This window comes from Streptomyces sp. NPDC043680, from assembly GCF_056436685.1.
Window position 1 is genome coordinate 238,009 of the sequence record NZ_JBWKCE010000005.1, and the last position, 12,148, is coordinate 250,156.

The following is a 12,148-nucleotide window of genomic DNA, read 5'->3' on the forward strand; positions in this document are numbered from 1 at the left end:
ACGGGGGTGCGGGCGGGGTGTTTCGCGGCGACCGACAAACCACGTGCCGTGGCACAAATCCCCCAAGGGCTCACGATGAGGCCATCAAGTGGAGAGGCGCCGCCGCCATGGAGCTGATCGCATGCAATCCGCAGGTCCTCCTCGAACGGGCCCGGGGCGCTCTTCTCGGGCTCGCGGTGGGCGACGCGCTGGGCGCCCCGGCCGAGAACATGAAGCCGTCGGAGATCCGGGCGAGATGGGGCCGCATCGAGGGCTTCGTCTCGCAGGACCCGGCCGGCACCGACGACACCGAGTACGCGATCTTCTCGGGGCTGCTGCTGGCGCGCCACGGGTCGGCGCTCACCGTGTCCCATGTGGAACGGGCCTGGCACCACTGGATCGCCGACCTCGACGAGGGCCCGTTCCGCGGGGCCGGCTTCAGCGAGCGCGGCACCCTGGAGAACCTCCGCCGCGGCCTCGCGGCCCCCATCTCGGCGCAGCACCGGCACGCGTGGTCGGACGGGCTGGCGATGCGGGCGGCCCCGTTCGGGGTGTTCGCGGCGGGCCGCCCCGCGGAGGCGGCGCGGCTGGTCGCGATCGACGGCACCGTGAGCCACGACGGGGAGGGCATCTACGGCGGCCAGGCGGTGGCCGCGGGCGTCGCGGCGGCGATGGCCGGCGGATCGCCGGCCTCCGTCGTGTCGGCGGCCCTGTCGGTCATCCCCTCGGACTCCTGGACGGCCCGCTCCCTGCGCCGTGCCGTCACGGCCGCCCCGCGCGGCGAACGGGCGGTGCGCTCCGCGGTGGTGATCGGCGGCTACCCGTGGACGGACCTGGCGCCGGAGGCGGTGGGCCTGGCGTTCGGAGCGTTCGCCGCGGCCGGCGGGGACTTCGCCGGGTCGGTCCTGACGGCGGTCAACATGGGCCGCGACGCCGACACCACGGCGGCGGTGGCGGGCTCCCTGGCCGGAGCCCTCTCGGGCGCCGCCGCGATCCCCGCCGCCTGGTCCTCGGCGATCGGACCGGTACGGGGCAGCTGCCTCCCCTCGATGCGCGGCTACCACGTCCTGGACATCGCGGACCTCCTCACCCCGGAATCCGAGCCCCCCCGATGAAGGCGACCCCCACCCCGCCCCCACCCCCGCCCGACAAGCCGGCGAAGCCCGCCCGGGGCGGGCACGCGGCGGAACCCGGCCCGGCGGGAGGACTGGCGGAGCCCGGCCTGGGCGGTGGCGCGGCGGGGACCGGCCTGGGCGGGCGCGCGGCGGAACCCGGCCCGGCGGCAGAGCTGGCGGAACCCGGCCCGGCGGCAGAGCTGGCGGAACCCGGCCCGGCGGCAGGGCTGGCGGAGCCCGGCCCGGGCGGGGGCGCGGCGGGGCCCGGCCCGGCGGTGGGGCTGGCGGAGGCTGCCTCCGGTGGGGTCTTGACCGAGCTGGCCCCCGGTGGACGGCCGGCGGAGCCTGGCCCCGGTGGGGAGTTGGCGGAGCACGCCCCGGCGGACGGCCCGCCGAAGCCCGCCTGGGCAGCGGACCTGACGGAGTTCGGCCCGGGGGCAGCGCCGGCGATGCCCAGCCCGGTGGGAGACCTGGCGGAGCCTGCCGCGGCCGGGGTCTTGACCGAGCGGGCCCCCGGTGGGGGGCCGGCGGAGCCGGGTTCGGGGGAGGGTGCGGCGGTGGCCGACTCGGCTGGAGGTCTCGCGGAGCCCGGCACGACGGGGAGCCCGGCGGAGCCCGGCCCGGGCCGGCCTGCGGCGCAGCCGAAGCCGGCTCCGACCAAGGGGTTGGCGGAGCACGCCCCGGCGGGCGGCCCGCTGAAGTCCTCCTGGACCGTGGGCCTGGCAGAGCCCGGACCGGGGGCAGGGTTCGCGGAGCCCGGGGGTGGCCTGGTGGAGGCCGACCCGGGTGGGGGTGGGGCGCCTGGGGAGGGAGCCGGCGAGGGGGAGGCCCGGCGGGGTGGCGGCCTGGGCACCGGGGGCGCGGGCAGCCGAGCTGCGGGGTGGGGTGTCGGGGCGGGGGTTCGTACCCCGCCGGCGCCGGCATCCCACCCCGTCGGCCGGGCCTCCCCGAGCCTGCACCCGACGCCCGGGCCCGACGCCGTCCCGGCGGAGCCCGAACCGGTGGGCCGCGTGGTGTTCGGAGCAGCCGGGAGCCGGTGGACGGCCCGCGGGGGCGAGGGCGTCGCCGACGCCCGGGACGGGGCGGCCCTCGGTGCCCCCGTAAAGGCGGCACTCCCCGCGGCTCCCACCGCCGAGGGCCGTGCCGCCGGCGGCCGCGCCCGGCCGGCTCCGGAGCAGGTGCCCGGGCCCGCGAAAGGTGAGGACAGCGTCGGGGATGCCGCGGGAGAGCGTGCCGGGGGCGGGCCGGCCATCGAGCAGGTGCCCGGGCCCGCGAGGGGGGGCGGCGACGGGGTGTCCGGCGGCCGGGAACTCCCGGCGCGGGTCCGTACCGCCGCAGCGCCCCCCGCAGGGGCCCGGCGGATCGAGGGACTGCTCCTCGGGCTCGCCGCAGGCGACGCCGCCGGGTGGCCCGCCGCCCGGCACCGGGCCGCCCGGATGCCCGACTGGACCCGCCGGCTCACCCGCGAGCTCGACACCTTCGCCGAGCAGAACGCCACCACCACCCTCCCCGTCCCCATCGCCCTCAACCAACCCCCCGAGCCCCTGCGCCTCGGTCCCTCCGACGACGCCGAATGGGCCGCCTTCGCCGCCGAGTCCGTCCTGACCGCCGCCGGGGTCCTGCTCAGCGACCTGTCCCGGTCCCGTCGGATGCGGGCCGCCATCGACCTCGCCTGGAACGCCCTGGCCAGCGAGGTCGCCGCCGCGGCCGAACGCGCCCCCGAGGTCGAGTCCGCCGTACTGCCCCTGCGCGCCCGGATCTCCGTACGGGCCGGCCTCGGCAACCTCGCCGCCGGTCTGCGCCCGCCCGCCACCGGCCACGACAACCCGCACTACTTCGACGACGCCGCCTGCGTACGCGCCTGCGTCCTCGCCGTCGTGCACCCCGGGGACCCGGCCGCCGCGGCGGCCCTCGCCGAGTTCGACGCCCGCTACACCCAGGACGGCGACGGCGTCCACGGCGCCCGCGCCATGGCCGCCGCCATCGCGGCCGCCCTCGCCGGCGCCGACACCGACACCGCCGTCGACGCCGCCCTCGGCCAGCTCCCCGAGGCCACCGAGATCGGCCGCAACGCCCGCCACGCCGTCAAACTCGCCCGCGCCCACACCGACGGTGACGGCGCGTTCGCCATCGTCCCCACCCTCGAACACGAGATCGTGGACCACGTCTACAGCTACGGCATCGCCGCGGCCGAGACCGTCCCCGTCGCCCTGGCCCTCGCGACGGCCGCCCGCGGCCGGGTCGTCGAGGCCGTCCCGGCCGCCGCCTGCCTGTCGCGGGTCGCGGACTCCGCCCCCGCCCTCGCCGGCGCGCTCACCGGCGCCCTCGGCGGAGGCGACTCCCTGCCCGCCGCCTGGCGCAAGGCCTGCCGCAGGCTCTCCGGCTGCGCCCTCCCCCGCCTCGCCGGCACCGACCTCGTCGAACTCGCCGCGCTGCTCGCTCGTACGGAACTCACCTCCTTCAAGGGATGATTCGGACATGACGCTCACTCTCGAAGACCGGTCGGCCGGCTGCCTCGTCGGCGCGGCCGTCGGCGATGCGCTCGGCGGCCCGGTGGAGGGCTGGTCCCCGGACCAGATCGTGGAACGGCACGGCGGCCGCGTACACGGCATCGTCGGCCCCTGGTACGAGGACTGGCGTACGGCCCGGCCCATCGCCCCGTACCACAAGGGCGACGGGCACGTCACCGACGACACCCTCATGACGCACGCGCTGGTGAGGGTCTACGAGGCCGTACGGGACCACCTGGACGCGTACGCGATCGCCGAGCACCTGGTCACCGACCTGATGACCAACCCCCGGTGGATCCCGGAACTGGAGGCCGAGGCACTGCCGCTCCAGCGGATCTTCCTCGCCGAGAAGTGGATGGTCACCCGGCTGCACTACGCGCACGCGGACCCCCGCGAGGCGGGCGGCGGCAACATCGTCAACTGCGGTGCGGCGATGTACATGGCACCGGTCGGCATCGTCAACGCCGGGCACCCGGAGGCGGCCTACGCGGAGGCGGTGGACATCGCCGGTGCGCACCAGTCCTCGTACGGGCGGGAGGCGGCCGGGGTGTTCGCGGCGGCGGTCGCGGCGGCTTGCCTGCCCGGGGCGACGGTCTCGTCGGTGGTCGACACCGTGCTCGCGCTGGCGAAGGACGGCACGCGGGCGGCGATCGAGGCCGTCTGCGAAGTGGCGTGCCGCCACCGGGACTTCGAGTCGGCGCTGGCTCCGCTGCGGGCTGCGGTGGCGCCGTACGACTCGGTCGGCCCGGACTACCGCAAGCCGTCGCTGGGGGCCCGGCGGCCGTCGCGGCTGCACTCCATCGAGGAGCTGCCGATCGCGCTCGGGATGCTGGTCGTCGCCGACGGTGCGTACGAGGGGGCGGTCCTCGGAGCCGTCAACTACGGGCGCGACTGCGACTCCATCGCCACCATGGCGGGGGCCGTCGCGGGAGCCCTGTCGGGCGTCTCGGCGGTCCCCGCCGCCTGGGTGAAGCAGGTGGCCGAGGCCAGCCGCCTCGACCTGCACGCGCCGGCGGCGGCGCTGGCCGCGGTGGCCCGGGAGGTCTTCACCCGCGACCGCGACCGCCGCCGTGCCCACGAATCGGCCTTCGCGACCCTGACCGCCGGCTGATGCCGCCCCCCGCACCGGGCTCCCCGACACCGGCCACGGCCCCGGATCCCGCCGATGCGGCCGCCGGTCCGGCCCGCGCCGCTCCCGCCCCAGGCGGCCCCACGCCCCCGATCGCCCCCGCCCCCGCTCCGGCCCCGGCCTGCGGCGCTGCCACCAGCGACTCGGCTGCCACCGCTCCGGCTCCAGCACCGGGACCGGTACCGGGACCGGTACCGGCCGGCACGGGAACCCCGGGCCCGGGCGCCCCGAGCCCGGCTGCCCTGGCCGCTCCCGCTCCCGCTCCGGCGCCGGCCGCTGCCGACGCGGTGGCGGATGCGGAGGTGCTGCGCGACCGGGTGGGCGTACGGCTCACCTGGGTCCAGCCGGAGGACCTGGTCGGGCACGAGCTGCGGCAGGCCGCCGAGGACGGGCGGGACGCGGAGCCGCTGCTCCGCGTCTGGCAGGCGGCGGGCGGGCACCTGGCCCCGGCCCGGTCCGGAGCCTCCCCCGCCCCGGCCCCGCCCGAGCTCCGCTCCCTGGCCACCCGCCTGCTGACGCAGCTCGCCGAGCTCCCGGTCCCCTGGTCCCGCTACGAGCCCACCGCCTGGGCCGCCATCGCCGCCGCCCGCGCCCCGGGCACGCCCCCCGCCGAGGCGGGCCGCGCTGCCCCGGGGACCGGTCCGGCCGGGGGCTCACCCCCGGTTCCGGACACGGGCGGGCCGGGGCACCCCTCCTCCGGCCCGGACCAGGACCGGGCCCGTCCGGTGCCGGGGGTGGCGGCGCCGCCCCCGGCCCCAGTGGTCCGCTTCACTGACGCGCCCCCCGCTGCCCGCCCGGAACCAGGCCCCGCCGCGGGCAGCGAAGCCTCGCCAGCGGCCCCGCAAGGGCCGGCGCCAGGCCTGCAAACAAGGCCGGGTGCAGGCCCCCGGGGGCGCACCGCACCAGAGCCGCAGGCTGCGGTCACGGCCCCGGAGCCACACCCGCAGGGGCGACCCGACACCCAGCCGGGGCCACGCCCGCCAGAGCGGCCCGACGCACGGCCGGAGCCACACCCGCACGGGTACGCCGAACCGAAGCCGCAGGCCGCCGTTACGGCACGGCCGGCGCCCCGCATGCCGGGGTGGACCGGCGCGCGGTCCGCGGCAGGTGACTCGGCGGGGCCGGGCACCGGACTGGTGGGGCGGCTTGCGGCTGCGTGGGTGGGGCGGGCCGTGGGGTGTGTGCTCGGGAAGCCCGTCGAGAAGCTGCCCCTGGAGGGGATCCGGGCCCTGGCCCGCGCCGCCGGCAACTGGCCGCTGAACGACTGGTTCACCGCCCGCGGCGTCCCCCCGGAGCTCCTGGCCGCCCACCCGTGGAACCGCCGCTCCGCCCCCACCTCCCTCGCCGAGAACATCGACGGCGCCCCCGAGGACGACGACCTCAACTACTGCCTGCTGAACCTGATCCTGCTGCGCCGCCACGGCAAGGGCTTCAGCACCGCCGACGTCGGCCGCCTCTGGCTCGACGAGCTCCCCGCCGGCCGGACCTTCACCGCCGAGCGCATCGCGTACCGCAACCTGCTCCTCGGGCTGGAACCCCCCGCCACCGCCACCCACCACAACCCCTTCCGCGAGTGGATCGGCGCCCTCATCCGCGCCGACGTCCACGGGTGGACCAACCCCGGCGATCCGGCGGCGGCCGCCGCGCAGGCCTACCGGGACGCCGTCCTCACCCACACCGGCAACGGTGTCTACGCCGCCCTGTTCACCGCCGCCGCCGTCGCCGAGGCCGCCACCGGCCGGGCCGGCATCCACACCGCCCTCGCGGCCGGGCTGGCCGCCGTACCGCCCCGCTCACGCCTCGCCGAGGCCGTCCGCGACGCCATCGCCGCCGCCGAGCGCTTCGCGGACTTCGACCGCGTCGTCGACCACCTGCACGCCCGCCACGGCCACTACCACTGGGTCCACGCCATCCCCAACACCGCCCTCGTCGCCGCCGCCCTCACCCACGCCGACGGGGACTTCACCCACTCCATCTGCCGCGCCGTATCCGGCGGTTGGGACACCGACTCCAACGGAGCCACCGCCGGAAGCCTCGCCGCGCTCGTCGCGGGCGCCGTCCCGCACCGCTGGAGCGCCCCGCTGAAGAACCGTCTCGCCACCACCGTCCCCGGCTTCGACGGCATCGGCTTCGACACCCTCGCCCAGCTCACCGCACAGGAGGCAGCACGCTCATGACGGTCATCGCCGTGCTCGGCAGTACGAACATGGACCTCGTCGCCTACGTCGCCAAGGCCCCTCGCCTCGGCGAGACCGTCACCGGCCGCGATTTCCGCACCGTCCCCGGCGGCAAGGGCGCCAACCAGGCCGTGGCCGCCGCCCGCTCAGGCGGGGAGGTGGTGATGATCGGGGCGGTCGGGGCCGACGAGTTCGGCGTACGGCTGCGGTCCGCGCTCGCGCAGGCCGGGGTGGAGACGGCGGCCCTGCGCACCGTGGAGGGCGCCAGCGGCACCGCCCACATCACCGTCGACGACGAGGGCGGCAACAGCATCGTCGTCATCCCCGGCGCCAACGCCCGCGTCACCGGCCTGGAGGCGGGTGACGAGAGCCGGATCGGAGCCGCCGACTCGCTGCTGCTCCAGCTCGAAGTCCCGCTGTCCGCCGTCCTCGCGGGGGCCCGCGCCGCACGCGCCCACGGCGTCCGTACGGTGCTCACCCCGGCCCCCGCGCAGCCCCTGCCGGCCGAGCTCCTCGCGGTGGTCGACCTGCTCGTCCCGAACGAACACGAGGCGGCCGCCCTGACCGGCCTCACCGACCCGCACCAGGCGGCCGCCGCGCTGCTGCACGAGGTGCCGGAGGTCGTCATCACGCTCGGCGCGGCCGGGTCCCTGTACGCCGCCCGCGGGCAGGAGCCGCTGACCGTGCCGGCGCCGCGGGTCCGGGCCGTGGACACCACCGCCGCCGGGGACACTTTCGTCGGTGCGCTCGCCGTCGCCCTCGGCGAGGGCCGCCCCGTGCCCGAGGCCCTCGCCTGGGCCGGGTCGGCAGCCGCCCTCTCGGTCCAACGCCCGGGCGCCCAGGACTCGATGCCCACCCGGGCCCAGATCGACGCCGCTGCCCGGGCCGGGCACGATCCGGGGCCCGGGCCGGCGCCCGGCCCCTCCGCACCCGGAACCGCCCCCGGAACCACCTCGTGAACCCGGCCGGCGCCGAGCCCCCGGACGGCCCGCTGGAGGGGCTGCGCGTGCTCGACATCGCCACGCTCTTCGCGGGACCCCTCGCCGCCACCCTGCTGGGAGACTTCGGCGCCGAGGTCGTCAAGGTCGAGCATCCCGGGCGGCCCGACCCCTCCCGGGGCCACGGCCCCGCCAAGGACGGCATCGGCCTGTGGTGGAAGCTGCTCGGCCGGAACAAGCGGACGGTCACGCTGGACCTGTCCACCCCCGGCGGACGCGACACGCTGCTGCGGCTGGCCGCCACCGCCGACGTGGTGGTCGAGAACTTCCGCCCCGGCACCCTGGAGAAATGGGGCCTCGGCTGGCCCGAGCTGTCCACCGCCAACCCCCGGCTGATCCTGGCCCGCGTCACGGCCTTCGGCCAGCAGGGCCCGTACGCCCGCCGCCCCGGCTTCGGCACGCTCGCCGAGGCGATGAGCGGTTTCGCCGCGATCACCGGGGAGCCGGACGGCCCGCCGACGCTGCCGCCGTTCGGGCTCGCCGACTCGATCGCCGCGCTGACCACCGCGTACGCCGTGATGACCGCCCTGGCCGGCCGCGACCGCACCGGCCGCGGCCAGGTCGTGGACCTGGCGATCATCGAGCCGATCCTCACCGTGCTCGGCCCGCACCCGCTCTGGTACGACCAGCTCGGCTACGTCCAGCCCCGCACCGGGAACCGCTCCACCAACAACGCCCCCCGCAACACCTACCGCAGCGCCGACGGCCGCTGGCTGGCCGTCTCCACCTCCGCCCAGTCCATCGCGGAGCGGGTCCTGCGCCTGGTCGGCCGGCCCGAGCTGATCGCCGAGCCCTGGTTCGCGACCAGCTCCGGCCGGGCCGCCCACGCGCACCTGCTGGACGAGGCGGTCGGCGGCTGGATCGCCCGCCACAAAGCCGACGACGTGATCGCCGCCTTCGAGGAGGCCCAGGCCGCCGTGGCGCTGGTCTACGACGTACGGGACATCATGGCCGATCCGCAGTTCGCGGCCCTGGACACGGTGACCGAGGTCGACGACCCCGAACTGGGCCCGCTCCGCATGCAGAACATCCTGTTCCGCCTGTCCGGGACGCCCGGCTCCATCCGCTGGGCGGGTCGCCCGCACGGCGCGGACACCGAGGCCGTCCTCACCGAACTCGGCCTGTCCGCGGCCGAGATCAGCGCACTCCGGATGGAGGGGGCCCTGTGATCCTGACCTGGCTCTACGTACCGGGTGACCGCCCCCACGTGGTCGCCAAGGCCCTGCGGTCGGGGGCCGACGCCGTCATCGTCGACCTGGAGGACGCGGTGTCGGCCTCGCGCAAGGAGTACGCCCGCGCCGCGACCGCCGAGCTCCTCACCGAACCGCAGCCGGTCCCCGTACACGTGCGCGTCAACGCCCTCGACTCCCCCTGGGCGGGCGCCGACCTCACCGCCGTGACCGGGTTGCGGGGGCTGGCGGGACTGCGCCTGCCCAAGGTCTCCGCCCCCGAGCAGATCGCCGCGGTGGCCGACCGTACCGGCGGGGTGGCCCTGTGGGCCCTGCTGGAAACGGCGCTGGGGGTGGAGCGCGCGTACGAGATCGCCCGCGCGCACCCCGCCCTGCGCGGGCTCTCCCTCGGGGAGGCGGATCTGCGGGCGGACCTGGGTGTCACCGCGGAGGCGGGGTTGGACTGGCCGCGCTCGCGGGTGGTGGTCGCTGCCCGCGCGGCGGAGCTGGCTCCGCCCGCCCAGTCGGTGTTCCCCGACATCCGGGACCTGGAGGCGCTGGCCGTCTCCTGCGCCCGCGGCCGCGCGCTGGGGTTCTTCGGCCGGGCGGCGATCCACCCCCGCCAACTGCCGGTGATCGAGCAGGCCTACCTGCCCGGACCGGAGGAGGTCACCGCCGCGCAGGAGATCGTCACGGCCGCCCGCCGGACCCCCGGCGCGGTGGCCCTCCCGGACGGCCGCTTCATCGACGCGGCGGTCCTGGCGGGCGCGGAACGGATCGTCGCCCTCGCCCGCCGCCAATGACCGCCTCGGGCGGCGGTCGCGGCCGAACGAAGAGGGGCGCCGCGCGCTGGGCGCGGCGCCCCTCTTCCGGTGGTCCGGAGCGCTCCCGGTCAGAGCTTCTTGCCGACCCCGGGGGCCTCGGCGTCCGTGTGCACGGCGTCCTTCGGCTCGTCCGCCGCAACCGGAGCCTCGGTTCCGGCCTCGGCCTTGGCCTTGGCCTTGGCCTCGGGGGCCTCGGCGGCCTGCGCATCCGCGCCCGCGTCCGCATCGGCGTCCGAGGCGTCCGGGGTGTCCACGGTGTCCGCGGTGTCCTTCTCCGCGGTCGCCGGGTCGGAGGCGGCCGGACCGCGGTCCGGCTCCACGACCTCCTCGCGGCCCGGGCGGAGCTTCGCCGACAGCACCAGGTAGGTCACCGCCAGCAGGAAGACCACGATCGAGGTCCAGACGTTCAGCCGGACACCGAGGATGTGGTGGGCCTCGTCGACCCGCATGTACTCGATCCAGCCGCGGCCCACGCAGTACGCGGCGACGTACAGGGCGAACGCCCGGCCGTGGCCCAGCTTGAAGCGGCGGTCGGCCCAGATCACCAGGCCGGCGACGCCGAGGCACCACAGCGACTCGTACAGGAAGGTCGGGTGGTAGGTGCCGGCGACGCGGTTGGGGCCCTCGCTGATCTCCAGCGCCCACGGCAGGTCGGTGGCACGGCCGTACAGCTCCTGGTTGAACCAGTTGCCCCAGCGGCCGAAGGCCTGGGCCAGCGCGATCCCGGGGGCCAGGGCGTCGGCCCAGGCCGGCAGCGGGATCCCCCGCAGGCGGCAACCGATCCAGGCGCCCACCGCGCCCAGCGCGATGGCCCCCCAGATGCCGAGGCCGCCCTCCCAGATCTTGAAGGCGTCGACCCAGTTGCGGCCCTCGCCGAAGTACAGCTGGTAGTCGGTGATCACGTGGTAGAGGCGACCGCCGATCAGGCCGAACGGCACCGCCCACACGGCGATGTCGGCGACCGTGCCCGGCTTTCCGCCGCGCGCGATCCAGCGCTTGTTGCCGAGCCAGACGGCGGCGAAGACGCCGATGATGATGCAGAACGCGTAGCCGCGCAGCGGGATCGGTCCGAGGTGGACCACGCCGGTCGACGGGCTGGGGATGAAGGCAAGAGTCATGGCAGGACCGACGCTACCCTGCCGGGCGGTACGGACTGCAACCCGCCCGGCAAGCTTGCCGTCAAATCGACACCTGTTCCCGCCGGCTTTCAGTCGTCGGCGGCGCCCTTCGAGGCGCCCGGCGCGGCACCCGCCTTCGACCCCGCCGCGGATCCGGACGAGGAGGACGAGCCGGACGACGACGAGGACGACGAGGACGACGAGGAACCCGACAGCGACGAACCCTTCGCCCGGGCCGCCCCGGACGCCGAGGCCGCGGCCGAAGGCGACGCCGAGCGGGAGGCCGAAGCCGACGGCGAGGCGCCCGCTCCCTCGTTGCCCTTCGCCTTCGCCTTGGCCTCCACCTGCTCCTTGAGCTTCTGCGGGGTGATCGGGTGGGCCTGGTCCCCGAAGATGTCCGTGCCGTCCAGCAGCACGGTCGGGGTGCCGCGGAACTTCCCGGCCTGGAAGGCCTCCATCGACTTGCCCACCCAGCTGTTGTGCGTGCCGCCCTCGACGCAGGAGCGGAACTCGGGGGTGACCAGGCCGTCCACCTTGGCGGCCAGCTCCAGCAGTTTCGCGTTGTTGCCGTAGGCGTCGTCGACCTCCTGCGGCTGGTTCTGGAAGAGGAGGTCGTGGTAGGCGGGGAACTTCCCGGCGTCCTGTGCGCAGGCCGCCGCGTTCGCCCCCTTCAGCGAACCGCTGCCGCCCATGTTCCCGTCGATGAGGGTCACCAGGTGGTAGTCGACCTTGAGCAGGCCCTTGGCCTCCAGGTCGTGGACCGTGTCCCGGTAGTTGGTCTCGAAGGACTTGCACGCCGGGCAGCGGAAGTCCTCCCACACGGTCAGCGTCGAGGGGGCCTCGGGCTTGCCCGTCTGGATGGCGAGCGCGTCCTTGCCGGTGGCTCCGGAGGGGGCGGTCACGGGGCCGGCCTTCGTGGACTTGTCGCTCTTGCCGCTGTTGGCCGCGATCACTCCGATGACGGCCGCCAGGCCCAGGACGCCGACCACCGCCCCGGCCACGACGAGGGTGCGCCGACGCTTGTCCTTCTTCTTCTGCCGCTCGCGCTCCACGAGGAGTCGCTCACGGGCCGATCGTTTCGCTTCGCGGTTCGCACCGTCGTTCTTCTCGCTCACGGTCGGCCAAACGA

8 protein-coding genes and 1 pseudogene are annotated in these 12,148 nt (G+C 76.5%); 7 read left to right on the plus strand and 2 right to left on the minus strand.

Annotation, left to right across the window (positions count from 1 at the left end):
- Positions 1-107: 107 nt before the first annotated feature.
- From AC0666_RS13420 to AC0666_RS13450, 7 genes are all read left to right on the plus strand, one after another.
- Positions 108-1,094, plus strand: a complete 987-nt coding sequence (locus tag AC0666_RS13420) for an ADP-ribosylglycohydrolase family protein (RefSeq protein WP_468584821.1) — start codon at positions 108-110, stop codon at positions 1,092-1,094.
- Positions 1,095-2,386: 1,292 nt separating this feature from the next.
- A complete protein-coding gene (locus AC0666_RS13425; RefSeq protein WP_468967581.1) occupies positions 2,387-3,565 on the plus strand; it encodes an ADP-ribosylglycohydrolase family protein in 1,179 nt (392 codons plus the stop codon).
- 7 nt (positions 3,566-3,572) lie between these two features.
- Entirely contained in the window at positions 3,573-4,715 is a 1,143-nt protein-coding gene (locus tag AC0666_RS13430; RefSeq protein ID WP_468966989.1) for an ADP-ribosylglycohydrolase family protein, read from the plus strand.
- A gap of 776 nt (positions 4,716-5,491) precedes the next feature.
- Positions 5,492-6,910, plus strand: a complete 1,419-nt coding sequence (locus AC0666_RS13435; RefSeq protein WP_478707701.1) for an ADP-ribosylglycohydrolase family protein — start codon at positions 5,492-5,494, stop codon at positions 6,908-6,910.
- Positions 6,907-7,869, plus strand: a complete 963-nt coding sequence (gene rbsK, locus AC0666_RS13440) for a ribokinase (RefSeq protein ID WP_468966992.1) — start codon at positions 6,907-6,909, stop codon at positions 7,867-7,869. Before AC0666_RS13435 ends, rbsK begins: the two co-directional genes overlap by 4 nt.
- Positions 7,866-9,077, plus strand: coding sequence for a CaiB/BaiF CoA transferase family protein (locus tag AC0666_RS13445; protein ID WP_478707612.1), 1,212 nt, complete (start codon positions 7,866-7,868; stop codon positions 9,075-9,077). Before rbsK ends, AC0666_RS13445 begins: the two co-directional genes overlap by 4 nt.
- Entirely contained in the window at positions 9,074-9,880 is an 807-nt protein-coding gene (locus AC0666_RS13450) for an HpcH/HpaI aldolase/citrate lyase family protein (RefSeq protein WP_478707613.1), read from the plus strand. The genes AC0666_RS13445 and AC0666_RS13450 overlap by 4 nt, the downstream gene beginning before the upstream one ends.
- A gap of 89 nt (positions 9,881-9,969) precedes the next feature.
- On the opposite strand, the gene lgt is transcribed toward AC0666_RS13450, so the two are convergent.
- The gene (lgt, locus tag AC0666_RS13455; RefSeq protein WP_478707614.1) at positions 9,970-11,019 is read right to left on the minus strand and encodes a prolipoprotein diacylglyceryl transferase; all 1,050 of its coding nucleotides are present in this window, start codon (positions 11,017-11,019) and stop codon (positions 9,970-9,972) included.
- A gap of 323 nt (positions 11,020-11,342) precedes the next feature.
- Positions 11,343-12,134, minus strand: a pseudogene (locus tag AC0666_RS13460) (DsbA family protein); the annotation flags it as partial.
- Positions 12,135-12,148: the final 14 nt, after the last annotated feature.